The following is a 24506-nucleotide window of genomic DNA, read 5'->3' as shown; positions in this document are numbered from 1 at the left end:
GATCGCCGGCCCCGCTCCTCCATTGGGCCGGCGATCTCCCCTTCTGCTCCTCCATTTTTCACACGGTCTGTGTCATGATTTCCCGTCTGCCGATGGCTCTCCTGCTCGCCCTGAGCGTCGCTCCTGCGGCCCTGGCCGAGGCGCCCAAGCCCGCCGCCATCGTCGCCGACGGCCTTCCCGCCGTGCCCGACGACCTGGTCGCGGCGAGCCAGCCCTATCTTCAGACGCGCCGTGCGACCTTCCTGGGCTGGAACGCCGCCGATCAGTCGATGCTGATCAAGACCCGGTTCGGCGCCACGGATCAGCTTCACGTCGTCGCCGCTCCTGACGGCGCCCGGACCCAGATCAGTTTCGAGGCCGAGCCGATCCTGGCCGGCGCCCTGTCGCCGAACGGTCAGACCCTTCTTGTCCAGAAGGACAATGGGGGCGACGAATTCTATCAACTCTACACCCTGGCCGCCGGTCGGTTGAGCTTGATTACGGACGGCAAGAGCCGCAACTGGTTCGGCGCCTGGAGTCGGGACGGCAAGCGGGTCGGCTACGCCTCATCGCGTCGCAACGGCGCGGACATGGACCTCTATGTGGTCGATCCCTCCGACCCCTCGACCGACCGTCTGGTGGCCCAGGTGTCCGGCGGCGGCTGGAACATCGCCGACTTCTCCAGGGACGGGACCAAGGCCCTGGTCCTGAACCGGATGTCGATCAATAGGGCCGTTGTCTATGAGCTGGACCTCGCCTCGGGCCGGATGACGCCGCTGACTGACCCTGTCGCGCAGGTCTCCTATGTCGATCCTCAGTACGGGCCCGACGGCGCCGTCTGGGCGACCTCGAACAAGGATTCCGACTTCCTGCGTCTGGGGCGGATCGTGCGGAACGGCTTTGTTCCGGTCAGCACTGAAGCTCGCTGGGATGTCAGCGACTACGCCGTCGCTCCGGACGGCGGCTTCATCGCCTATGCGGTCAACGAGGCTGGGATATCGCGGCTGAAGGTTATGGATGTCGCGACCGGCGCCGTCCGGGTCGTCACAGGTCTGCCGGAAGGCGTCATCCCCTACAGCATCGGCCCGGCCATCGACATCGCCCCATGGGGCGCGATCGGTCTCAGCCTGTCGTCCGCGCGCGTCTCCGGCGACGCCTTCTCCGTCGATCCGACCACCCTGGCCGTCACCCAATGGACCTATAGCGAGACGGGCGGTCTGGACCCTGCTGTCAACGTCGAGCCGCAACTGGTCGAGGTGAGGAGCTTCGACGGCGAGACGGTGTCCGGCTTCCTCTACCGGCCCGACCCCGCCAAATTCCCCGGCAAGCGGCCGCTGATTGTCGATATCCACGGCGGTCCTGAAGGCCAGACGCGCCCCGATTTCCTGGGCGCGCAGAACTATCTGTTAAACGAGATGGGCGTGGCCCTTTTCTTCCCGAACGTGCGCGGCTCGTCCGGCTTCGGCACCCGGTTCGTCAATCTGGACAACGGCCCGTTCCAGCGCGAGAATTCGGTCAAGGACATCGGCGCTTTCCTGGACGCGCTCGAGGTCGATCCCACCCTTGACGCCTCGCGCTTCGCCGTCACCGGCGTCTCCTACGGCGGCTACATGTGCTACGCCGCCGCCGTGCATTACAGCGACCGGCTGAAGGGGGCGAACTGCTATGTCGCCATCTCCAACTTCGTCACCTTCCTGGAAAACACCCAGTCGTATCGCCGCGACCTGAGACGGGTGGAATACGGCGACGAACGGGATCCGGCTCAGCGCGCCCAGCTTCAAGCCATCTCCCCCCTGACCAGCGTCGACAAGATCACCATTCCGCTTCTGGTCGCCACCGGTGGAAACGATCCCCGCGTCCCGGCCTCCGAAGCCGACCAGATCGTCAGCGCAGTCCGCAGCCGCGGAGGCACGGCCTGGCACCTGCTGGCCCAGAACGAGGGCCACGGCTTCCACAAGAAGGAGAACGAGGACTACTATTTCTGGACCAGCCTTCTGTTCTGGAAACAGACCCTGCTGGGCGAGGCGGCGCGCTAGGCGACACAGTTCCAGTCACGCTCCATGTTCTTCAAACGCCTTGTCGCGGCGAGCGCGGCCCTGGTCGTGCTCGCCGCGGCGCCCGCCACGTCCCAGACCCGTCTTCCGGTTCGTACCGACCATCATGTCCATGTCCACGCCCCGCCCATTCGGGAGATTCTGACGGCCTATTGCGACAGTCCGGGGCGGATCAGCGCCTGCGATCCGGCCTTCGTCAAACCACTGACGGCCAAAGATCTTCTGGCGGATATGGACCAGACGGGCGTCCAGACGGCTTGGATCATGTCCACGGCCTATCTGGCCGAGAGCCCGATGATGGTTCCGCCGCTGGCCGACGCGGCCGACCGCGTTCATGCCGCCAACGCCTTCACCGTGGCCACGGCGGCCGCGCATCCCGAGCGGCTGGTCGCCTTCATCTCGGTCAATCCGCTGGCGCCCGAGGCTCTGGCCGAAATCGAAGCGTGGAAAGGCGAGCCTTTTGCAAAGGGATTGAAGCTGCATCTGACCAACTCGGGCGTCGATCTTCGCGACCCCGGTCAGGTTCGCCGTCTTGCCGCCGTCTTCGACGCCGCCTCGGGCGCCGGCCTGACCATCATGATCCACATGCGAACCCGCGCCTCCGACTATGGCGCCCAGGATGTGCGCATCTTTGTCGAACAGGTTCTGCCCCATGCTCGCGGCGTCCCGGTGGTCATCGCCCATTCGGGCGGCTGGGGCGGACTGGATGCGAACACTTGGGACGCGCTGGAGGCCTTCCGGCAGTCGCTGGCGACGGATCCCAAGCGTTTTCCAGACCTCTATTTCGACCTGGCCCAGGTCTTCGACGCCGACACGCCGCCCGGAGATCGCGAAAGGCTGGTCGATCTGATGCGACGGATCGGCGTCGATCGGTTCGTACCAGGATCCGACTGGCCGTTCTCGGGCCCTCTGGACGCCTATCTGAACGACGCCATGGCCTTGTTGCCGCTGACTTCAGACGAGGCCGAGGCGTTACGGCTGAGGCAGGTCGAGCTAAAAACTGGGGCATAATCTCCGGGCGGCGTGCGAACCAGGTGGGCAGGGGCGCCCGCAGCCGAACTGAAAGTCCGGGGTTCAGCGGGACCAGATTCAGGTTCCGCCGATCCGTTCCGCGCGGCGTTTCATGTTGGGCAGGCCCTTGCCGCCATCCCGCAGCCTTGGCGGCAGGCCCATGCCGTCGTCCGAGACCGATATGACGACGGCCTCGGACTCGCTCTCAAGGCGGATGTCCGCGCGGGACGCCTGGGCGTGTTTGACCGCGTTGGTGATCGCCTCCTGAAGAATACGGTAGATGTTGATCCTGGCCTCCGGACTGAAACCCTCGACGGGCGCGCCCGGCGCGGCGGTCCAGGTCAGTTCGATACCCACCAGACGCAGGCGGGGCGCCATGCGCTCATAGAAAATGGCGATGGCGACCTCCAGCGAGTCATCCACGCCATTCATCGAGTCGATGATCAGCCGCAGATCGTCGATGGCGATCCGCACGCCCTGGCGCAGGGTTTCGACATCGGGCGCGCCGCCTCTCAACTGGGCCAGCGAGACCAGATGGCCGCCGACTCCGTCGTGCATGTCGGCACCAGGCGCTGGCGCTCCTCATTGATGGCGATCATCCGCTCCTGCTCTCTGAGGCGCAGTTAGGTGGAGCGGATCTCGGCCTCCTTGAGCTGCACCTGTTCCGCCAGACTGTCGCGCGCCATGGTGGCGCCTCGGCCGGAGCAACCGGCCCTCACAAGGTGTTCGTGTTGGACGACGGTTGAGGGGCGCGCTGTGGAGCGCAACTCAAAGTTTACGTTCTGAGGCCACACCGCCGCCATGACAGGCAAGAACTCCGACTATTCGATAGACGCCTTGTGCCGCGCCAACCGGACCTCCGCTCCGGAGGGACGGTTTGAGACTGTGTTGAAATGGATGATGGTGATCGGTGTCGGGGCGCTGATCGTCACGATACTGGGTGGGCTTCTCGCCCTGAACGCGGCGACGATCAGAGCGTGGCTCAAGCCGGTCGTTGCCGGAGCCTTCCTGCTGGGGCTCGGTCTCGTGGGCCTAAGCTGGGTCTTCAGCTTCGGCGTCCTTGTCCGGGAACTTCATGCGAGATCACAGGGGCGGTTCCAGCGCAGCCACGATTTGGCGGCTTCCTTTGCCGGGGAGGTAGCGGATCAGTTCTCGAAGGACGAGATCACAAGTCGGCTGAAATCCGTGCGTCTCGAGTTGAAGCTCAACGCGCGCACCCCGGACAAGCTACCGATCGCCGTTGGTCTCATCGCGACGAGCGCGGCCGCCGTACGGTTCATCGTCTCTCCGGAGGGAGAGCTTGCGGTCGGAGCGGCCGCCAATCTCAGGTCCGCCGTGGAAGGGGGCGATCCGGCCGGGGCCCTCGGCGCGCTCGCCACCGGCCTCGCCCCGGAGCTGGCCATTATCGGGTTCGGCGTCCTGCTCGGCAGCTACATCGTGCGGGGGATGATCCACACGGATCACGATCGCCTCCTCAGAACGGAGAGCCTTCTGGAAAGGGCCGAGGCGATCGCCCGTCCGCCCAAGAAGCCCGTCGCCGTCCCATCAAGTCCAGCGACATGACGCGGGAGGGATGACCTGTCGTGGCGCACCAGCGACATCAAGATCGCCGTTCGCGTCGCCTTATGACCAGATGGCTAGCGTCGCTGGATCAGGCGGGGAACGTCATAGCGCTTGCCGTCAAATGAAAGGCGGATCGTGCGAGGCGCGACCGCTTGGTCGGTCGTGCTGCACTCACCGTTCTTGGCCTCCCTAGACGTGCTCTGAGTGATCCGCTCCAGCACCGAAATATCCTGCCCCTTCTGGCCCGGGATCATTCGAAGAATCCGCTCGGTCACAACAGTCTCGCCGGCGCAGGACAGATCCCATTGCCCTTGACTGCGTTGGACGATCAGGTCGTCCAAGACTGACGCGAGGGCTGCGCCCCGCGGCTCGTAGAGGGACAGCGTGGTTTCCATGAACGGGTTAGGGCGCGAACTGCCGACCCATTCGCGTCTCACGCCAAACGCCAGTCGATCTGGCCCGAGGCGGTATGGCGCAGTGTCGAAAGAAATCCGGGAAATCCGGACGGCGTCGTCGTCCATGGCGTGGGGAATGCGGAGCCGATGGCGCGGCGTGCCGGTTGGCTCGTCGACGACGAGCACATCAAGATCACCCAGCGTCGAATCCACGCCAACCTCAGCAATAAGCGGGATGGCGACCAGAAGCAGTCCTGGCCTTCCCCGCCAGCGACGACAGACGATGGCGTGAGGGTTTATCGACGAGGGTGGGGGCAGGGTGAGCGTGCGATTTCCAGTTCTCATAGTGCGCTCACCGTCCGAGACCGCACTGGGGTAGGCTTGACGAACGATCGCCCGGATGTCCCCGCATTCCTGATCCTGTGCACGCGCTAGCGTCGGCAAGCACAGCGCCAACATCAGCGTCGCCAGACTCCATCCGTCGACCGTCCGCATGGTCTCTCCCTTCACAGCTTTTGACAGCCGCTGAACTATGGTCTGCTGCTGATAGACATTGAGCATCGTTTTCGTCACGGAAGTTCCCGGTCAATGGGAAGTCGGGGCCTTGGCGTAGGGCAAGTGGATCGATCCATAGGGGACGCCGTCCATCCTGGCAAAAGCGACCAATTCTCCTACGGATCGACGACGGCGACTCCCAATGGGAAGCCACGACGCGCTTCTTCGTCCAGGCGATAGGCCTAGTAGGCGACCGGTCTATAGATCCATGTTTTTATGAATCCTTTAGACGAAGGGCTGGGAGTCACATCGCGCCATTATGCGTCTTGATGGTCCTGTCCCGCTCGAACTTTGAGCGAGGAGGCCGACATGGCCGATGTGATCTTTCTGGCGATCGGGGCAGGGGCGTTCGCCGTCTTCGCCCTGCTGGCCACAGCGTTGAAACGGGTGTGACGATGATCGCCATGCTCTGGGGGGCGGGGGCGCTGGTCGTCGCCGTTTACATGGTCGCGGCGCTGCTGCGGCCCGAGCGGTTCTGAGGAACCGGGACGGATTTCATGAACATTCAAGGATGGGGCGAGATCGCCCTGACCCTTGGGCTGGCCGTCATGCTCGGCTGGCCCATCGGCATTTATATGTCGCGCGTCTGGAACGGCGAGCGGACCTGGCTGGACCCGATGCTGAAGCCGGTCGAGGCCGTCTTTTACGGCGCGGCGGGCGTCGATCCGAAACGCAGCCAAGGCTGGCTGGGATATGCCGGCGCCCTGCTGGCCTTCAACCTGGCGGGCTTTGTGCTGCTGTATGCGATCCTGCGTCTGCAGGGCTTGCTGCCGCTGAACCCGCAGGGGTTTGCCGGCGTGTCGCCGCACCTGGCCTTCAACACCGCCGTCAGCTTTGTCACCAACACCAACTGGCAGAGCTATGGCGGGGAGGCGACGATGTCGACCTTCAGCCAGATGGTTGGGCTGACGGTACAGAACTTCGTGTCGGCTGCGACCGGGGCGACCATAGCGGCGGCCCTGGCGCGGGCCTTTGTGGCCCATCGCGGCGAGGGCGTCGGCAACTTCTGGGCGGATCTGACACGGACCACCCTCTATGTGCTGCTGCCCGCAGCCTTGGTGCTGGCGGTCGTTCTGGCCGGGCTGGGCGTTGTGCAGAGCCTGGCGGCGAACGTTCAGGCGACAGGCGTCGAGGGCGGGTCCCAGAGCCTGCCGCTGTTTCCGGCGGCCAGCCAGGTGGCGATCAAACAGTTGGGCATCAACGGCGGCGGCGTCTTCAACGTCAACGGCGCCCATCCCTTCGAGAACCCCAACGCCATCACCAATCTTCTCAGCGCCGTGGCGATCAACGTCATGGGCTGGGCGGCCTTCTTCGCCTTCGGCCGCACGGCTCTGGCGGGACGCGACGTCCGCGCTCTTGCGGCGGCGGCGCTGATCCTGCTGAGCGTCGCCAGCGCGGCCATGTATGTGATTGAGACCCAGCCGGCCCCGGCCCTGGTCGCGGCCCAGGTGGACGCCTCTGTCAATATGGAGGGCAAGGAGGTCCGCTTCGGCGCGCCCGCCTCGACCGCCTGGTCCGTGGTCACGACCGGCGCCTCGAACGGCTCGGTCAATTCGATGCACGCCAGCTATATGCCGCTGGGCGGGGCCTTGCAGATGTTCCTGATGCAGCTGGGCGAGATCCTGCCCGGCGGGATCGGATCGGGCATCGCCATCATGGTGGTCATGGCCCTGCTGTCGGTCTTTGTCGCCGGCCTGATGGTCGGACGGACGCCCGAATATCTGGGCAAGAAGATCGAGGCGCGCGAGATCCAGTTCGCCATGATCGCGGTGCTGGTCCTGCCGCTGGCCATCCTGGGCTTCGCGGCGGTCAGTGCAGTGTTCCCCAACGCCTTGGCGGGGCTGCTGAACGACGGCCCGCATGGCCTTTCGGAGATCCTCTACGCCTACACCTCGGCGGCGGCGAACAACGGCTCTGCCTTTGCGGGTCTGACCGCCAACGCCCCCTGGTGGAACACGACCCTGGGTCTGGGGATGCTGTTCGGTCGGTTTGTTCCGGCCGTCGCCGTTCTGGCCATCGCCGGCAGTTTGGTCGTCAAGCCCAAGCTGGCGCCCAGCGCCGGCGCACTGCCCACCGACAACGGCCTGTTCATCGGCCTGCTGATCGGCGTGATCCTCATCCTCGGCGGCCTGCAGTTCCTACCCGCCCTCGCCCTGGGACCGATCGTCGAGCACTTCCAGGTGCTCGCGGCGGTCGCCGGCGCCTGATCCTTCGGACATCCTGACATGACACAAATCACACTCGATCCCCGCGAGGGCGGCGGTGCGTCGCCCCTCGCGGGCGGTCTCTCCGGGGCGATGATCGGGCGCGCAGTCGGCGACGCCTTCGTCAAGCTGAACCCGGTCAAACTGGTCAAGAACCCGGTTATCTTCACCACCTGGATCGTGGCGCTTCTGTCCACGATCTCGGCGGCGGCGGCCATGGCCGGCGGTCAATCGGCGGGCTTTGCGGTGCAACTGGCGCTGTGGCTGTGGGCCACGGTCCTGTTCGCCAATGTCGCCGAAAGCGTCGCCGAAGGGCGGGGCAAGGCGGCGGCCGATAGTCTGCGCGCCACCCGCGTCACAACCAAGGCCAAGCTGATCGTCGATCCCGAGACCGGCATGGTGATCCCGACCAATGCGTCGGATCTTGAGATCGGATCCGTCATCCTGGTCGAGGCCGGCGATGTCATCGCCTCGGACGGCGAGATCATCGAGGGCGTGGCCTCGGTCAACGAGGCCGCCATCACCGGCGAGAGCGCCCCGGTGATCCGCGAAAGCGGCGGCGACCGTTCGGCGGTGACCGGCGGCACCACCGTGGTGTCCGACTGGATCAAGGTGCGCATCACCGCCAAGCCGGGCTCGACCTTCCTGGACCGCATGATCGCCATGGTCGAGGGCGCGGATCGACGCAAGACGCCGAACGAACTGGCTCTGGCCGTGCTGTTGGTCGGCCTGACCCTGATCTTCCTGATCGCGGTCGTGACCCTGGTGGGCCTGGGCGCCTATTCGGGCGTCGATCTGGACCCGATGGTGCTGGGCGCCCTGTTCATCACCCTGATCCCAACCACGATCGGGGGCCTGCTGTCCGCCGTCGGCATCGCCGGCATGGACCGGTTGCTGAAGGTGAACGTGCTGGCCACCTCGGGCCGTGCGGTGGAGGCGGCAGGCGACGTCGACACCCTGCTGCTCGACAAGACCGGCACCATCACCTTCGGCAACCGCATGGCGACCGAGGTCATCCCGGTTCCCGGCGTGCGCCCCGAGGCCGCCCTGGCCGCGGCCGTCATGGCGTCCCTGGCCGACGAGACGCCTGAGGGCCGGTCCATCGTCGAGCTGGGCCGCAACGCCGGCGTCTCGGTCGAACAACCTGTCGGCGCCGTCGCCATCCCCTTCACCGCCGTCACCCGCCAGTCGGGCCTGGACGTCGGCAAGGACAGCTGGAGGAAGGGCGCGGTCGATGCGGTGTTGAAGGATCTGAACCTGTCCGACGGCGCGGCTCCCGCCGAGTTCCGTCAGGCGGTGGACCGGATCGCCCGTTCGGGCGGCACGCCCCTGGCCGTGACCCAGAACGGCGTGCTGGTCGGCGTCATCCACCTGAAGGACGTGGTCAAGCCGGGCGTGAAGGCGCGCTTCGCCGACCTGCGTCGCATGGGCCTGCGCACCGTCATGATCACCGGCGACAATCCGGTGACGGCGGCGGCCATCGCCTCGGAAGCCGGGGTGGACGACTACCTCGCCGAGGCGACGCCCGAGGACAAGATGCGCCTGATCAAGGCCGAACAGGCCAAGGGCCGTCTGGTCGCCATGTGCGGCGACGGCGCCAATGACGCGCCCGCCCTGGCCCAGGCCGATGTCGGGGTGGCCATGCAGACCGGCGCCCAGGCCGCGCGCGAGGCCGGCAATATGGTCGATCTGGACAGCGATCCGACCAAGGTCATCGAGATCGTCGAGGTCGGCAAGCAACTGCTGATCACGCGCGGCGCCCTGACCACCTTCTCGGTCGCCAACGACGTGGCCAAGTATTTCGCCATCATCCCGGCCATGTTCGTGGTCGCCCTGCCGTCGCTCGGCGCGCTGAACGTGATGCGTCTGCACAGTCCCGAAAGCGCCATACTGTCGGCGGTGATCTTCAACGCCCTGATCATCGTCGCCCTGATCCCGCTGGCGCTGAAGGGCGTCAAATACCGGGCCATCGGCGCCGGCGCCCTGCTGGGTCGCAACCTGCTGATCTACGGCGTGGGCGGTCTGATCGCGCCGTTCGTCGGCATCAAGCTGATCGATCTCGTCATTTCCGCGCTGGGCCTGGCCTGATGCGCGCTTCCAAGGATATCTCCATGCGTAATCGTCTCAACAAGGCCTCCGGCCGTAACGACGCCTGGTTCGCCGCCGCCAGTATCGCCGCAATCGCAGGCCTGGGCCTATGCAGCGAGGCCAAGGCGCAGGATGTTTCGGCAAACGTCGCCCTGACGTCCGACTATGTCTTCCGCGGCGTCAGCCAGACGCAGGAAGATCCGGCGATCTCGGCGGGCGTCGATCTGACCCGCAATGGCTTCTACGCCGGCGGCTGGGCCTCCAATGTCGATTTCGGCGACGACACCCACGCCGAGGTCGATCTCTACGCCGGCTATCGGCCCGAGGTGGCGGGCTATGCCCTGGACTTCGGCGTCATCGGCTATCTGTACGCCGGCCAGCCGGACGGCGCGGACTATGACTATGTCGAGCTGAAAGCGGCGGCCTCGCGCGCTGTAGGTCCCGCGACCCTGGGAGCGGCGGTCTATTATTCACCCGACTTCTTCGGCGCATCGGAGGACGAGGCGTCCTATGCGGAGATCAACGGCGCCGTCAGCCCAGCCGAGAAATGGACTGTTTCTGGCGCCGTCGGGCGTCAGTGGGTGTCTTCGGACCTAGACTACACCACCTGGAACCTGGGCGCGGCCTATCAGCTGACCGACACCCTGGCCGTCGACCTGCGCTATCACGACACCGATCAACACGACTTCGGCGATCTCTACGGCGCGCGCGCCATAGCGACGCTGAAGGTGACCTTCTGAGGCGAGGACCATGGTCAACCAACTGCGTCCAGCCATCGTGATGATGGCTCTTTTCACCCTCCTGCTGGGGCTGGCTTATCCGCTGGCGGTGACGGGGATCGCCCAGATCGCCTTCCCCAGCCAGGCCAACGGCAGCCTGGTGCGCGACGCCGGCGGTCGGGTCGTTGGCTCGGCCCTGATCGGACAGCCGTTCGCGGGTTCGACCTATCTGCATCCGCGCCCCTCGGCTGCGGGCGACGGCTATGACGCCGCCGCCTCGTCGGGCTCGAACATGGGGCCGTTGAACCCGGACCTGGCGGCGCGGGTCGCCGAAAGCGCCCAGGCCATCCGCGCCGAGGACGGTCCCGGCGTCATCCCCGCCGATGCGGTGACGACCTCGGGTTCTGGCCTCGACCCGGACGTGTCCCCGGCCTACGCTCGGCTTCAGGCCGCGCGGATCGCCCGCGCCAGAGGCGTTTCCGTGCAGCAGGTGCAGAGCATCATCGACAGCCAGACCGAGGGGGCCTTCCTCGGCTTCATCGGCCAGCCGCGGGTCAATGTCCTGATGACCAATCGCGCGCTGGACGCCCGCTTCGGCGCGGAGGGCTGATTGCCCGAGACGGCGCCCGAAACGCCCGCGACTTCAGCCGTTCCGCGCCGCAAGCGCGGGCGGCTGAAGGTGTTTCTGGGCATGTCGCCCGGCGTGGGCAAGACCTATGAAATGCTGCGCGCCGCCCGTCGGCGAAAGGCTGAGGGGCTGGATGTCGTCGTGGGTCTGGTTGAGACCCACGGCCGCAAGGAGACTATGAGTTTGCTGCGCGGCCTGGAGGTCCTGCCGCGCACGCCGATCGACCATCGTGGGCGGTCGCTGATGGAGTTCGATCTCGACGGCGCCCTGGCGCGCCGCCCCGGGCTGCTGCTGGTCGATGAATACGCCCATTCCAACGCGCCGGGCTCTCGCCATCCAAAACGCTGGCAGGATGTGGAGGAGCTGCGCGACGCCGGGATCGATGTCTGGACGACGCTGAACATCCAGCATCTGGAAAGCCTCTCCGACGTTATCCTGCGCATCACCGGCGTGCGGCAGCGCGAAACGGTGCCCGACAGCCTCCTGACCGAAGCCGACGACATCGAGGTGGTGGACATCACGCCCGAGGACCTCCGCGCTCGCCTGGCCGAGGGCAAGGTCTATGTGCCCGAGACGGCGCAGGTGGCGTCCGAGAACTTCTTCAAGCTGGAGAATCTGACAGCCCTGCGCGAACTGGCCCTGCGCCGCGCGGCCCAGACGGTGGACGATCAGCTGCTGTCCCATCTGCGGGTCCGCGGCGTGTCCGGGCCCTGGGCGGCGAGCGAGCGAATCCTGGTCCTCGTCGGCGGCGACGCCATGAGCGCGTCTCTGGTGCGGACGGGGCGGCGAATGTCGGATATGATGATGGACGCCCCCTGGTCGGTGGCCCATGTGGAACGGCCGTCGGACTCGCGCTCGGACGCCCGCTCGATGGCGCGCCTGTCCGAGGCCTTTAAACTGGCCGAGCAATTGGGGGCGCGGCCGGTGACGCTGAGCGGCGACGACGTGGTGCGCGCCGTTCTGGATCACGCCCATCGCAACAACGTCACCCAGATCGTCATCGGCAGAACGCGGGGCGGGCGGTTCGCCGAATGGACCGGCCGGGCCCTGGCGACCGAACTGCTGCGCAAGGCCCAGGGCGTCGCGGTTCATGTGGTGACCGAAGGGGATCTGGCGGCGCCCGAACCGGCGACGCGGGCGGCACCGCGCGGCGGCGTGGATTGGCGCGCCTATAGCGCGAGCGCCGGCTCCATCGGTGCGGCGACGGGCGTCGCCCTGCTGCTGGACACGCGGTTCGAGCGGGTCGATCTGGGCGTCATCTATCTGGCGGCGGTCGTGGCGGCGGCGGTGTTGAATGGCCTGCGCCCGGCCCTGGCGGCGGCGACCCTGGCCTTTCTGACCTACAACTTCCTGTTCCTTCAGCCGCGCTACAGTTTCCTGATCGGCTCGCCGACCGACTTCCTCACTCTGGTTCTGTTCTGGGCTGTCGCCTTGGGCACAGGGGTTCTGGCGGGGCGGGTGCGCGAACAGGCCCGCGCCGCCCAAAGGCGCGCCGCCGCCGTCTCGGCCTTGCTGGCCGCCAGCCAGACCCTGTCCGCCGCCCAGGATCGCGCCGGCACGGCTCTAAGCCTGGCCGAACAGGCGTCCGCCGCTGCGGGTGCGGGAGCCGTGGTCTTGCTGCCGGACGGCGACGACATTGTCCCGGCGGCCGCCAGTCCAGAAAGGGTGGTCTTGGGCGCCGACGCCATGGCGGCCGCCCGCTGGGCCTGGATGCATGGCGAGGTCGCCGGCCACGGCACCGGCACCCTGCCGCAGAGCCGTTGGCGGTTCCAACCCCTGGAGGGGGTTCGAGGGCGGGCCGGGGTGGCGGGGATCGACGCCTCGGCCGTGGCGGCGGGTTCGGACGAGGAGCGGCTGGCCCTGGCCCTGCTCGATCAAGGCGCCGTTGCGCTGGAGCGCGCCGACCTGGCGGGTCAGGCGCTGGAGACCGAGACCCTGCGCCGCGCCGACCGTTTCCGCGCCGCCCTGATGAACTCGGTCAGCCACGATCTGCGCACGCCCCTGTCCACGGTCCTGGGCTCGGCGACGACGCTGATCGACTATGGTGCGACCCTGAAGCCCGAGGTCCGCGACGACCTGCTGCTGAGCATCCGAGAAGAGGCCGAGCGCCTGTCGCGCTATGTCGGCGACCTCTTGGACATGACCCGGCTAGAGGGCGGCGGGCTGAACGTCCGCACCGACTGGACCGATGTGCGCGACATCCTGAACGCCGCCGCCGACCGGGTGTCGCGCCGCCTGGGCCAGCGCAAGGTCACACGAGACTTTCCCGCCCAGCTCAGCATGGTCGAGGCCGATCCGGGCCTCTTGGAACAGGCGGTGGTCAACATTCTGGAAAACGCCATCGCCTACAGCCCCGACGGCACGACCATCGAACTGGCGGCTTATGAGGATCGCGGCGCCGTCGTCATCTCCATCGAGGACGAGGGCAGGGGCATCCCGACTGCGGAGCTGGAAAGGGTGTTCGACAAGTTTCGGCGTATGGAGGAATCCACCGACCGTGCAAAAGGGGCCGGCCTGGGGCTCGCCATCGCCAAGGGCTTCGTCGAGGCCATGCGCGGCCGCATCGCCGCCGCCAGCCCGATCCAGGACGGACCGGACGGTGAAAAGCGCGGAACTCGAATTCTGATCAGCCTGCCCAAGTCCATCGCCACCCATCCGGATCTGCTGTGATGACCGCCGTTCGCCCCCAGATTCTGGTCATCGACGACGAACCACAAATCCACCGGTTTCTGTCGCCTGCGCTCGACGCCGCCGGCTATGAACCCAAGCGCGCCGACAGCGGACAGGAAGGCCTGCGCGCCATCGCCCTGTGGAACCCCGACGCCGTGGTCCTGGACCTGGGCCTGCCCGATATGGACGGCAAGGACGTGCTGACCCGCGCGCGCGAGTTCTACAAGGGACCGATCATCATCCTGTCCGCACGCGACCGCGAGGCGGAAAAAATTGCGGCCTTGGACCTGGGGGCCAATGACTATGTGGAAAAGCCATTCGGCGTCGGCGAATTGCTGGCGCGCATCCGCGCAGGCTTGCGCCAAGGCATGCTGACGCCGGTCGCTGGCGGGGTGGTCACGGCGGAGGATGTCATAATCGATCTGGACCGCCGGATCGTCACCCGCGCCGGCGAGCGGGTGAAGCTGCGGCCCAAGGAGTACGACGTCCTGGCCTATCTGGCGCGCAACGCCGGCAAGGTGCTGGGCCATGTCGATCTGCTGAAGACCGTCTGGGGCGCCGGCCACCTGCACGACGTCCAGTATCTGCGTGTCGTGATCGGCCAACTCCGGCACAAGCTGGAGAAAGACCCAGCCCAGCCCGCTTTGCTCGTCACCGAACCAGGCATTGGGTATCGGCTTGCCACTTGATTCAGCCGACCGGTAGCCGAGGCGGGACGGCGGCGCCATGGCGATTATCTGAAGATGCTCTTTGGGTTAAAGACCTGACCGCCGACGGCGCTGAGAGCTGCTGTGGTCATAGAATGGCAACGCACATGGAGGCGACCTCAATGGAGGTTGGCCATGCGCCAGTCTGACCTATTCATCCAACCCAAGCGCCATGGAACACGGGCTGGTCTGATCGGCGCCGAGGCGCCGCTCAAGCCGAAGCACATCTGGGCCTTCCGCCAGCGCTCATTCGTCATCCAGCGGAAGACGGGTAGGCCTGTGCCGTTCGAAATCACAGAGGCCGCGCGTGACGCAATCGCTGCCTGGTTAAAGGTCCGGGGTCAGCGCGATGAGGACTGGCTGTTCCCCAGTCGTAGCCGGCCGGGGCAGCACATTGGCACCCGACAGGACGCCCGGCTCGTCGATCAATGGATTCGGATGATCGACCTCGAGTCGCAGGGTTACGGAACTCACAGCCTCCGCCGCAGTAAGGTGTTTCTCGTCTACAAGGAGACCGGTAACCTGCGGGCTTGCCAACTCCTATTGGGTCACCGGAAACTGGAGAGCACTGTCCGATACCTCGGCATCGAGGTGGACGACGCCCTGGAGATATCAGAGCAGATCGATTTGTGACTCTCGACCGAGCCTGAAACGAGCCCAGTCATATCTGCTAAGGGTGGGTTTGAAAAGCATGCATCGCGCCCCGAAAGCGTGCCTCAGATCCACGCGCGAATGTCCTCTATCCGGCATAATCCGCATGACCGCCGTTGGCGCTCAGTTGCCAGCCAGAGTGGCCAAGCCGGACGTTCGTCTGTGGTGAGGTATGCCAGCCGCGCGGCCCTCCTCCTGTGCCTCGTCAGCCCGACTATGGGCATTGGACCGGCACGGGCCCAGGCCGTGGACTGGTCCGCCGCCGGCGGCGGCTGTTCGGCTTCTCGTCTGAGGACAGGGAGGGCGTCGGTGAGTTCGAAGCGCTGAGCGACAGGATCGCGGCGCTCAGCCAGCCTTACCAGGCGGCTGTGGAGGCCGCCGCGCGGCGACACGGCCTCGACGAGAAGCTGCTTCACGCCGTCGTCATTGTTGAAAGCGCCTATCGACCCGAGGCCTGTTTGATCGCCGGCGCCTGTGGCCTGACCCAATTGATGCCCGGGACAGCCGCCGATCTTCAAGTTCCGAATCGTTTGGAGCCGGAGGAGAACGTGCGCGGCGGCGTGGCCTATCTGGCGCAGCAACTCGTCCGGTTCGGCGACGTGCGGCTGGCTCTGGCCGCCTACAACGCCGGACCCCCCGGGTGGCCCGGCTCGGACAGATCCCCGACATCGCCGAAACCCGCCAGTACGTCGCGAGCGTTCTGGGCTGCTACCTCCGCCCTGACGGCGGGCCGGCGGATCCTCACCGTCCAGCAATGCCAGCCTACGGGAGGCTCCCAAAGGTGACGGAGCCCGCGTTTTCGGCGGTGGAGGAGGGCGCGCTCCTGACGCGCGCCGAGACCTCCGCCTTCCTGGCGCAGCGGGGCATCCGGCTCAAGCCGGCCCCGCTGGCGCGGCTTTGGTCCACCCGGTCGGACGGACCTCCGTGTCTCCACGTCCGTTCAAAACCCTTCTATCCCCGCAATCTGCTCGAAGCCTGGGCGGCGGCCCAGATATTGGGGCTCCGCACCGGCGCCCCCGCCGCCGCCCAGAGCCGACGCCGTGTGTGATCGGACGCCCCGATCCGACGGCCCCAACCTCTTCTCCGCCCATCCGAAGGCGGTGAGGGAGCGGATCGTGACGGACGTGATCCTCGACCGCGCGGAATCGACGCCGGTTCCGCCTCCAAGAGGCCGGGCGACCCCGTTCCGGTTAAACGACGACGGCGTCCAGCCCGGCGGTCCGGATGACCGGCTTTTGCTCTGGCCCGAGGTTCAAAACCTCGTCGGCTTCAGCCGAACGACGGCCTTGCGCATGCAGCGGGCAGGACTCTTCCCTTGGCCCATACCCGTGTCCCCAGGTCGGGTCGGATGGCGGGAAAGCGAATTGAACGCCTGGAAAAGGGCGAGGCGAGGCGCCGAACCGGTTCCCGGCCGAGCGCCGGGCGGCGAGCGGCGTTTCAGCCCGCCGAGCCCGCCGAGCCCGCCGCGTCTGCCGGGCATGCCACTGTCGTCGCGGGAGAACGGTCCGTCCCGCGAGCGGGCGCCCGGTTCGGCGACGACGGGGTCGGTTCCGCCGCAATCCCCAACGCCACCTCCACCTCCACCGTGTACGCCGCCCGCAGTGGCGGCGCGCAAGCCGCGACGACGTTCACGTGGTCCGGATCCAGTTCAGACGGACTTCGGCTTCTAGCCTTCATCTTCAACTCTGGCCCCGACCTCAACTTAGGCCTCGGTCGATGCGGCGACGGTCTTACGGGGCGGGCCCTCGACTGTATCGTCTGACTGGCGCCACCTCTTCAGGTGATCCCTAATTTCCGTCACTGCGTGGAGGCGCGCCATGACGTGGGAATGATCGACATGGTGCGGACTCGGTCCGTCATTTCGGGATCACTGAGGACGCTCCCCCGCGTCCATGGAGTTCGCGCTACCGACCCGAGGCGGTCAGGATCTGTTGGAAAGGCGAAGTGGCCAATCGACAGCCAAGGCAAGCACGATCTATCGCGGCCGATGCAAACAGCTGACGCCGAACGAATGGTCCCGCATGACTTCGCTCCGCTTGCCCGATCGCGGGCCAGTCGTGAGCGCTCGCTGGGTACGTGGCTGATTAGCAGGCTGGGGACGAGCTGGTTCTACGCCATGGCCGACACGATTCACTTCGGGGCACAAGCGGGCGCCGACGCCTTTCGTCGCTGGATGATGGCGAGGGTCGATTAAGGAGACGGCGCTATCCGGCTGACGACAGTGCTGCGTGCTTGGCGGACTCTCGTTCTCTCTTCGCCTGAGATGGTTCGGGCATATCGCCGAATCGCGCCTGAAACCGCTGTGGAAGTGAGACAGAACTCCCGGACCAGGCGAAACTGGAGATAACCGAACACACCTCGAACGCCCTGAAAAGCCATCTGAAGCGGTGTTGTGATAGGCGGGTGTTTAGGTGGGCGTAGAGAAAAAGCTAGAATTTGCGTAATAAAATTAATGCAAATGGCGGAAGCGGTGGGATTCGAACCCACGGACGGCTCGCACCGTCGCTGGTTTTCAAGACCAGTGCCTTAAACCACTCGGCCACACTTCCTTGCCGGATCGCCCGGTCGGGCGGACGCCATAGCAGGCGAACGCCCCATTAACCAAAGCGGAAATGTCTTCGGTCATCCTGTTTTTGGACGGGTGTGACGAGGCGTGCCGATGCGAGTTGGACAGTGGATCCGGAGCGGCCTGGTTTTGGGGCTGTTCTCGCTGCTGGCGGCCTGTTCGACATTGGGCGGCGGGCGAGGCGGCGGAGCCGCGCCCGTCGTCAGGGACCCGGCCCCGATCGTGTCGGGCACGATGCGGCCCTATCAGGTGCGCGGGCGGTGGTACACGCCCAAGGAACAGCCCGATTATGACGAGGTCGGTCTGGCCTCCTGGTACGGCGACGCCTTCAACGGTCGGCCGACCTCGACCGGCGAACGGTTCGACATGCGCCAGCTGACCGCCGCGCATAAGACCCTGCCGCTGCCGGGCCTGGTCGAGGTCACCAATCTGGAGAACGGGCGCCGGATCGTGGTGCGGGTCAATGATCGCGGGCCGTTCGTCGATGGGCGAATCATCGACCTGTCGCGGGGCGCGGCGCAGGAGCTGGATCTGCTGCGGCAAGGCGTGGGGCGGGTGCGGGTTCGCTATCTCGGCCGGGCGCCGCGACTGGGCGGAGGCGCTGTGCTGAGGGCCGAGGCGGCGGCGCCCGCTCCCTCGACCTCGGCCGAAGCCCCGGTCGGCGCGGGCGGCGGCTTCTGGGTCCAGGCCGGGGCGTTCAGGGATCAGAACAGCGCGCGGCGGACCGCGCGCAGGCTGGGCGAGCGCGCGACCGTGGACGAGACCGGCGGACTGTACCGCGTTCTGGTCGGTCCCTGGGGCGACGCCAATGCGGCCGAGACGGCCCGTCAGGCGGTCGTGGCGCGCGGATATGCGGACGCTCTGTTGATATCCGGCGGCTAAGGCTTGCCTCCCGCGCTGCGGACGCCATTAGTGCGCCCGTGACCCGTGGGAAATTCATCAGCTTCGAAGGCGGCGAGGGCTCCGGCAAGTCGACTCAGGTCGGACGGCTGGTCGAGCGGCTGCAACCCGTTCTGGGCGACCGCCAGGTGGTCCGCACGCGAGAGCCGGGCGGATCGAAGGGGGCGGAGGTGATCCGCAACCTGGTCGTGGCCACCGACGCCGAGCCCTGGTCGGCCATGACCGAAACCCTGCTGATGTACGCTTCGCGTTCGGACCATCTGGAGCGGACCATCCGGCCGGCGCTGGAGGCCGGCGACTGGGTGGTGTGCGACCGGTTCGCCGATTCAAGCCGGGCCTATCAGGGCGCCGGCGGCGGCGTGGCCCAGAGCTTTATCGAACAGATCGATGCAGGCGTGGTCGGAGACGACCAGCCGGACCTGACCCTGGTGTTCGACCTGCCGGTCGAGGTGGGGCTGGAGCGGGCGTTCGGGCGCGGCCTGTTTGAGACACGGTTCGAATCCAAGGGGCTGGAGTTTCATCAGCGATTGCGCGAGGGCTTTCTGAGGATCGTCGAGGCCAACCCCCATCGGTGCGTGCTGATCGACGCCGTGGGGTCGCCGGACGAGGTCGAGGCGCGGGTCTGGCGGGCGGTGCAGGACCGGCTGCTGTGAGCGACGACCACCCCCGCGATCGGTTCGATCTGGTGCCCGATGCGGCGGCGGAAACGGCCTTTCTGGACGCCTGGGAGCGAGGCCGTCTGCACCACGCCTGGCTGTTGTGCGGGGTCGAGGGGACCGGCAAGGCGACCTTCGCCTATCGCGCGGCGCGGCGGCTGCTGGGGGCGGGGGCGGATCCGGCGCGGGGGCCGCTGGGGGCGCGGCGCGACGATCCGGTCAGCCGGCTGATCTCGGCCCAGTCCCATCCCGACCTGCTGGTGCTGGAACGGCTGGTCGAGGGCGGCAAGACCAAGAAGTCGATCTCGGTCGATCAGTCGCGCGACCTGCCGGAGTTCTTTTCCAAGAGCCCGTCTCAGGCCCAGCACCGGGTGGCGATCATCGATGCGGCCGATGACCTGAACATCAATGCGGCCAACGCCTTGCTGAAGGTTCTGGAGGAGCCGCCCGAGCGGGGCGTGCTGTTCCTGGTGACCCACGCCCCTGGGCGTCTGCTGGCCACGATCCGTTCGCGCTGTCGGCGGCTGAGCTTCCCGATCTGGAGCCAGGAGCGGCTGGAGACCCTGGTGCGGAACCGCACGGGAGCCGAGCCGGAGGCGGCCGAACATGCGGCGGCCATGGCGGGCGGATCGCCCGGCGCGGCCCTGGCCCTGGCGTCGGGCGCGACCTTCGAGATGGACCAGTTGGCGCGGCGCTGGGTCGAGGGCGATGTGGACCGGGCCGAGGCCCTGGCCGTCGCCGACAGGTTCCGGGGCGCGGAAGGCCAGGAGCGGTTCGACATACTGATGGACCGGCTGATCGCCGCAGTGCGGATGCGGGCCCTGAACAGTGCGCCCGGCTTCGGCAACCGTTGGGCCGAGCTGTGGGAGCGGCTGCAGCCGTTGCCGGAGCGGACGGCCGGGTTGAACCTGGACCGGGGCGATGTCCTCGCCGGGGCGCTGGCCGACCTGAAACGGGTTCAGGCGCAAGAGGAACGGAGGGGCTGATGCTGATCGACAGCCATGTGAACCTGCACGCCCCCCAGTTCGACGAAGACCGGGACGCGGTGATCGCCCGGGCGCGCGAGGCCGGGGTCGCTCTGATGGTCGAGATCTCCGACAAGCTGACCACCTTTGAAGCGACCCACGGGATCGCCATGGCCAACGACGACATCTGGTGCACGGTCGGGGTCCATCCGCACGAGGCCAAGGACGCGGCGGAACTGACGGCGGCGACCCTGGTGGAGCTGGCGCAGCGGCCCAAGGTGGTGGGGATCGGGGAGTGCGGGCTGGACTTCCACTATGACTTCAGCCCGCGCGAGATCCAGGCGGCGGTGTTCCGCCAGCATGTGGCTGCAGCGCGCGAGACGGGCCTGCCGCTGGTGATCCACACCCGCGAGGCGGACGCGGTCATGGGGGCGATCCTGAAGGAGGAGCAGGCCGCCGGCCCGTTCAAGATGCTGATGCACTGCTACACCAGCGGTGCGGAACTGGCGGGAATCGCTGCGGAACTGGGGGCCTGGTTCTCGGTTTCAGGGATCTCCACCTTCAAGGCGGCCGAGGATGTGCGAGCGGTGATCCGGGACATGCCGGCCGAGCGTATAATCGTAGAGACCGACTGCCCCTATCTGGCGCCCATCCCGCATCGGGGGCGGCGCAACGAGCCGGCCTATATCCGCCATGTGCTGGACAAGCTGGCCGAGATCCGGGGCTGGAGCGCCGAGGAGGCGGACCAGAGAACCACCGAGGCCTTCTTCGGCCTCTTTGACCGGATACCGAGATCGGCATGAGCTTCGAAGTCGTCATCCTGGGCAGCGGATCCTCGGGCGGGGTGCCGCGGGGCGACGGCGACTGGGGCGTGTGCGACCCGGCCGAGCCGAGGAACCGGCGCACGCGCTGCTCGATGCTGGCGCGCAAAACGGGGCCTGAGGGGACGACCAACATCCTGATCGACACCTCGCCGGACCTGCGCGAACAGATGCTGGCTAGCGAGATCCGGCATATCGACGCGGTCCTCTATACCCACGACCACGCGGACCAGACCCATGGGATCGACGACCTGCGGACCTTCGCCACGCGGGCGCGCAAGCGGATCCCGGCCTGGATGGACCAGGCGACCCTGACGTCCCTGTCGCACCGGTTCGACTATATCTTCGAGAGCAAGTTCGGCTATCCGCCGCTGCTGGACGCCCAGGTCATTCCGCCGCACGGCACGGCCTGGTCGGTGGAGGGGCCGGGGGGCGCGATCCCGGTCGTGACCTTCGATCAGGGGCACGGGCCGATCCGGTCGGTCGGCTATCGGCTGGGCGACATGGCCTATTCCAGCGACGTCTCGGACCTGGACGACGCGGCGATCCGTGCGGTGGCCGGCTGTCAGGTCTGGATCGTCGACGCCCTGCGCTACACCCCCCATCCGACCCACGCCCATCTGGACCGGACGCTGGAATGGATTGCGGCGGCGGACGTCGAGCGGGCCGTGCTGACGAACCTGCATATCGACATGGATTACAAGGAACTGTCGGCGATTGTTCCGGCCAATGTCGAGGTCGGCTTCGACGGCTGGCGCTGCATGATCGGCTGAGTTTTTGGCAAGGTTCCGCTGGAAAGCGGACGTTTGGGACATCTGTTCGGGGTGAAAGGCGGAACTTGCCGATAGAGGCGGTTTGAGCGACGTTCGGTGTATGATCGCGACTCCCGCCCCATTGACGACGCTCGGGTTAGCTGGCGATGGCGATGACCTCGACGTGCTGGTCGCGATTGAACGGTCGTTTGGCCTTTCTTTCAAGGACGAGGAAACTTCTTCCTGGGAGACCGTAGGCGACTTTTACGAAGCCGTTCTGAGCAAGCTCGCCACGACGGTGATACAAGGCAAGTGCTCGACTTCGATGGCGTTCTATGACGTGCGGCGGTTTCTACGGAGCAGGGGAAGCGCCGGTGTTATTCGCCCATCGACAAAGCTCCGGGACCTAACACAAATACGTCAGGCTGCCGTGCTGAAGGCTTTGGCCCAAGAGACGGAAACGGCGCCTGTTCCTCTGACCTTTGGGGGGAAGACTTTTTTGGGGATCGCGCTGCTGATATTCGGCATTGCTGGCCTTCTAGCCTCTCATTCCCCGATCATGGCTGTTCTTTCGGCCATGGGAACTGTTGCGGGCTGGGTTGTCGTGCGCTCTGGTGTCGCATCATTCGGAACGATGTCCGTTGGCGATCTTTCGACGGAAATCGCGCTGTCCAACTTTGCCGTTTTCGCCGCAAAGGGCGCTGACGCTCGGCCGACGACAGTCTGGCGGATATTTCGAGATTTGCTAGCGCGGGAAGCTGGCGTTCGTCCGGAGTTGATTTCCCGCCAGACAAGGTTGTTGGCGTAGCGCCGAGCAGACCATCCGAACGTCGCGTATGGGGCGGGAACCGTCTTAGGCTAGCGGCCAGAAAGCCAATCAGCGCCCTCTGACGAGGTCCGGATTGCCGCACGATCGCGGCGATGCGCCGCCTTTTGCCTACGCCGTCCCCTCCGCCACCATCGACCGGGCGACGGCTTCGGCGACCTTGATGCCGTCGACGGCGGCCGACAGGATGCCGCCGGCGTAGCCGGCGCCTTCGCCGGCAGGGAAGAGACCGCGCACGTTCAAGCTCTGGAAGTCGGCGCCGCGGGTCATTCGGATCGGGGATGAACTGCGGGTTTCGACCCCCGTCAGAACCGCCTGGGCGTCGTCGTAGCGGGCGATCTTGCGGCCGAAGACGGGCAGGGCCTCGTGCATGGCGGCGATCACATAGTCGGGCATCAGGGGCGCCAGGTCGGTCGGGCGGACGCCCGGTTTATAGCTGGGGACGACCTCGCCCAGCGTGGTCGAGGGGCGGCCCGCCAGGAAGTCGCCGACCAGCTGGCCCGGCGCGAAATAGTCGCCGCCGCCGGCCGCATAGGCGCGGGTCTCCAGATCCCGTTGCAGTTCGATGCCCGCCAGCGGATGGTCGCTGGGATAATCCTCGGGCGAGATGCCGACCACGAAGCCGGAGTTGGCGTTGCGCTCGTTGCGCGAATACTGGCTCATGCCGTTGGTCACGACTCGGCCTGGCTCGCTGGTGGCCGCGACCACCGTGCCGCCCGGGCACATGCAGAAGCTGTAGACGGTGCGGCCATTCGAGCAATGGTGCGAAAGCGAATAGGCCGCCGCGCCCAGGTCAGGGTGGCCGGCGCAGGGGCCGAACATGGCCTTGTCGATCCACGACTGCGGATGCTCGATGCGAAAGCCGATCGAGAACGGCTTGGCCTCGATATGGACGCCGCGCTCGTAGAGGGTCTGGAAGGTGTCGCGCGACGAGTGGCCGATGGCGAAGACCACGTGATCGGCCTCCAGCGTCTCGCCAGTGTGCAGGCGCACGCCCCGAAGGACGCCCTTGTCGAGATCGATGTCCGTGACCCGGTGCTCGAAGCGGTATTCGCCGCCCAGCTTTTCGATCTTCTCGCGCATGGCCTCGACCATGGTCACCAGGCGGAAGGTGCCGATGTGCGGGTGGGCCTCGGTCAGGATTTCCTCCGGCGCCCCGGCTGCGACGAATTCGGTCAACACCTTGCGGGCCAGGAAACGCGGATCCTTGATCTGGCTGTAGAGCTTGCCGTCGGAGAAGGTGCCCGCGCCGCCCTCGCCGAACTGCACGTTGGATTCCGGGTCCAACTTGCTGCTCCGCCACAGGCCCCAGGTGTCCTTGGTCCGCTGCCGAACCACCTTGCCGCGGTCGAGGATGATCGGCTTGAACCCCATCTCGGCCAGGATCAGCCCGGCGAACAGGCCGCACGGCCCGGCCCCGATCACGACCGGCCGCAGGCGCTCGGTCCTGGGCGCCACCGCGACCGGGCGGTAGGCGACGTCTGGCGTCGGCGCCACGTGCACGTCGTCCGCAAGGCGGGCCAGCACCGCCGCTTCATCCCTCACCTCGACGTCGAGGATGTAGACTTTCAGAATCGCGGATTTCCGGCGGGCGTCGTGCGCCCGCTTCCATATCGACCAGGAGACAAGATCGTCCGGCGGAACGCCCAAGCGGGCGGCGATCGCGGCGGGCAAGGCCTCCGGCGGGTGGTCGAGGGGCAGTTTGAGTTCTGACAGGCGCAACATCCGGGGCGTTCTAGCCGGTCGAGTCTTTTGATCCTAGGCGCAAGGCCTAGGATGACGGGTGTGGGGTGCGG

Annotated in this window: 23 protein-coding genes and 1 tRNA gene; 20 read left to right on the top strand and 4 right to left on the bottom strand. The window is 66.7% G+C overall.

The genetic code is table 11. The features are described from left to right. Nucleotides 1-74 precede the first annotated feature (74 nt). Together ACZ5M6_RS11865 and ACZ5M6_RS11860 are read left to right on the top strand one after the other, a co-directional pair. Nucleotides 75-2015, top strand: coding sequence for a S9 family peptidase (locus ACZ5M6_RS11865; RefSeq protein ID WP_464158732.1), 1941 nt, complete (start codon nt 75-77; stop codon nt 2013-2015). A gap of 24 nt (nt 2016-2039) precedes the next feature. Continuing rightward, nucleotides 2040-3044, top strand: coding sequence for an amidohydrolase family protein (locus ACZ5M6_RS11860; RefSeq protein ID WP_054765934.1), 1005 nt, complete (start codon nt 2040-2042; stop codon nt 3042-3044). A gap of 78 nt (nt 3045-3122) precedes the next feature. Here ACZ5M6_RS11860 and ACZ5M6_RS11855 read toward each other — a convergent pair whose 3' ends face one another. Further along, the gene (locus ACZ5M6_RS11855) at nt 3123-3602 is read right to left on the bottom strand and encodes a sensor histidine kinase (RefSeq protein ID WP_336967203.1); all 480 of its coding nucleotides are present in this window, start codon (nt 3600-3602) and stop codon (nt 3123-3125) included. 243 nt (nt 3603-3845) lie between these two features. Between ACZ5M6_RS11855 and ACZ5M6_RS11850 the strand changes: the two genes are divergently transcribed. Further along, a complete protein-coding gene (locus ACZ5M6_RS11850) occupies nt 3846-4607 on the top strand; it encodes a hypothetical protein (protein WP_054765931.1) in 762 nt (253 codons plus the stop codon). A gap of 74 nt (nt 4608-4681) precedes the next feature. On the opposite strand, the gene ACZ5M6_RS11845 is transcribed toward ACZ5M6_RS11850, so the two are convergent. Beyond that, nucleotides 4682-5575: a PA3715 family protein gene (locus ACZ5M6_RS11845; protein ID WP_464158731.1), complete on the bottom strand. Its 894-nt coding sequence runs from the start codon at nt 5573-5575 to the stop codon at nt 4682-4684. 377 nt (nt 5576-5952) lie between these two features. Here ACZ5M6_RS11845 and ACZ5M6_RS11840 point away from each other — a divergent pair, with 377 nt between their 5' ends. From ACZ5M6_RS11840 to ACZ5M6_RS11790, 11 genes are all read left to right on the top strand, one after another. Beyond that, nucleotides 5953-6036, top strand: a complete 84-nt coding sequence (locus ACZ5M6_RS11840; RefSeq protein WP_082503478.1) for a potassium-transporting ATPase subunit F — start codon at nt 5953-5955, stop codon at nt 6034-6036. 18 nt (nt 6037-6054) lie between these two features. Next, nucleotides 6055-7764, top strand: coding sequence for a potassium-transporting ATPase subunit KdpA (kdpA, locus tag ACZ5M6_RS11835; protein ID WP_464158730.1), 1710 nt, complete (start codon nt 6055-6057; stop codon nt 7762-7764). 18 nt (nt 7765-7782) lie between these two features. Then, nucleotides 7783-9849, top strand: a complete 2067-nt coding sequence (gene kdpB / locus ACZ5M6_RS11830) for a potassium-transporting ATPase subunit KdpB (RefSeq protein WP_054765928.1) — start codon at nt 7783-7785, stop codon at nt 9847-9849. 23 nt (nt 9850-9872) lie between these two features. Then, entirely contained in the window at nt 9873-10589 is a 717-nt protein-coding gene (locus ACZ5M6_RS11825; protein WP_054765927.1) for a TorF family putative porin, read from the top strand. Between the two features lie 10 nt (nt 10590-10599). After that, a complete protein-coding gene (kdpC, locus tag ACZ5M6_RS11820; protein ID WP_152950355.1) occupies nt 10600-11178 on the top strand; it encodes a K(+)-transporting ATPase subunit C in 579 nt (192 codons plus the stop codon). Beyond that, a complete protein-coding gene (locus tag ACZ5M6_RS11815) occupies nt 11179-13866 on the top strand; it encodes a DUF4118 domain-containing protein (RefSeq protein WP_464158729.1) in 2688 nt (895 codons plus the stop codon). Then, nucleotides 13866-14555 (top strand): response regulator, encoded by a 690-nt coding sequence (locus tag ACZ5M6_RS11810; protein ID WP_054765924.1) that lies wholly within the window; start codon nt 13866-13868, stop codon nt 14553-14555. Before ACZ5M6_RS11815 ends, ACZ5M6_RS11810 begins: the two co-directional genes overlap by 1 nt. 153 nt (nt 14556-14708) lie before the next feature. Further along, complete coding sequence (locus tag ACZ5M6_RS11805) at nt 14709-15206, top strand: tyrosine-type recombinase/integrase (protein WP_464158728.1); 498 nt, start codon at nt 14709-14711, stop codon at nt 15204-15206. Nucleotides 15207-15421: 215 nt separating this feature from the next. Further along, complete coding sequence (locus ACZ5M6_RS11800) at nt 15422-16009, top strand: lytic transglycosylase domain-containing protein (RefSeq protein ID WP_464158727.1); 588 nt, start codon at nt 15422-15424, stop codon at nt 16007-16009. After that, nucleotides 16006-16272 (top strand): hypothetical protein, encoded by a 267-nt coding sequence (locus tag ACZ5M6_RS11795; protein ID WP_464158726.1) that lies wholly within the window; start codon nt 16006-16008, stop codon nt 16270-16272. Before ACZ5M6_RS11800 ends, ACZ5M6_RS11795 begins: the two co-directional genes overlap by 4 nt. Beyond that, nucleotides 16265-16894: a helix-turn-helix transcriptional regulator gene (locus ACZ5M6_RS11790; RefSeq protein ID WP_464158725.1), complete on the top strand. Its 630-nt coding sequence runs from the start codon at nt 16265-16267 to the stop codon at nt 16892-16894. The genes ACZ5M6_RS11795 and ACZ5M6_RS11790 overlap by 8 nt, the downstream gene beginning before the upstream one ends. Before the next feature lie 789 nt (nt 16895-17683). Here the strand turns inward: ACZ5M6_RS11790 and ACZ5M6_RS11785 are convergent. After that, nucleotides 17684-17773: transfer RNA gene (locus tag ACZ5M6_RS11785), tRNA-Ser, on the bottom strand. A 110-nt stretch (nt 17774-17883) separates the two neighbouring features. On the opposite strand from ACZ5M6_RS11785, the gene ACZ5M6_RS11780 reads away from it, so the two are divergent. The 6 genes from ACZ5M6_RS11780 (at nt 17884) to ACZ5M6_RS11755 (ending at nt 22692) form a co-directional block, all read left to right on the top strand. Continuing rightward, the gene (locus ACZ5M6_RS11780; protein ID WP_201463965.1) at nt 17884-18672 is read left to right on the top strand and encodes a septal ring lytic transglycosylase RlpA family protein; all 789 of its coding nucleotides are present in this window, start codon (nt 17884-17886) and stop codon (nt 18670-18672) included. A 38-nt stretch (nt 18673-18710) separates the two neighbouring features. After that, a complete protein-coding gene (gene tmk, locus ACZ5M6_RS11775; RefSeq protein WP_464158724.1) occupies nt 18711-19343 on the top strand; it encodes a dTMP kinase in 633 nt (210 codons plus the stop codon). Next, nucleotides 19340-20332, top strand: a complete 993-nt coding sequence (locus ACZ5M6_RS11770) for a DNA polymerase III subunit delta' (protein ID WP_464158723.1) — start codon at nt 19340-19342, stop codon at nt 20330-20332. The genes tmk and ACZ5M6_RS11770 overlap by 4 nt, the downstream gene beginning before the upstream one ends. Further along, nucleotides 20332-21114, top strand: coding sequence for a TatD family hydrolase (locus ACZ5M6_RS11765; RefSeq protein ID WP_464158722.1), 783 nt, complete (start codon nt 20332-20334; stop codon nt 21112-21114). Before ACZ5M6_RS11770 ends, ACZ5M6_RS11765 begins: the two co-directional genes overlap by 1 nt. Further along, nucleotides 21111-21905 carry an MBL fold metallo-hydrolase gene (locus ACZ5M6_RS11760; protein ID WP_464158721.1) on the top strand — a complete coding sequence of 265 codons (795 nt, stop codon included), beginning with the start codon at nt 21111-21113 and terminating at the stop codon, nt 21903-21905. The genes ACZ5M6_RS11765 and ACZ5M6_RS11760 overlap by 4 nt, the downstream gene beginning before the upstream one ends. A 100-nt stretch (nt 21906-22005) precedes the next feature. Beyond that, complete coding sequence (locus ACZ5M6_RS11755) at nt 22006-22692, top strand: acyl carrier protein (RefSeq protein WP_336967189.1); 687 nt, start codon at nt 22006-22008, stop codon at nt 22690-22692. A gap of 129 nt (nt 22693-22821) precedes the next feature. Here the strand turns inward: ACZ5M6_RS11755 and ACZ5M6_RS11750 are convergent, their stop codons facing one another. After that, a complete protein-coding gene (locus ACZ5M6_RS11750; RefSeq protein ID WP_464158720.1) occupies nt 22822-24435 on the bottom strand; it encodes an NAD(P)/FAD-dependent oxidoreductase in 1614 nt (537 codons plus the stop codon). Nucleotides 24436-24506 lie beyond the last annotated feature (71 nt).

The organism is Brevundimonas sp. Br13 (genome assembly GCF_055391505.1).
This window is presented reverse-complemented; position numbering and strand designations above follow the sequence as displayed.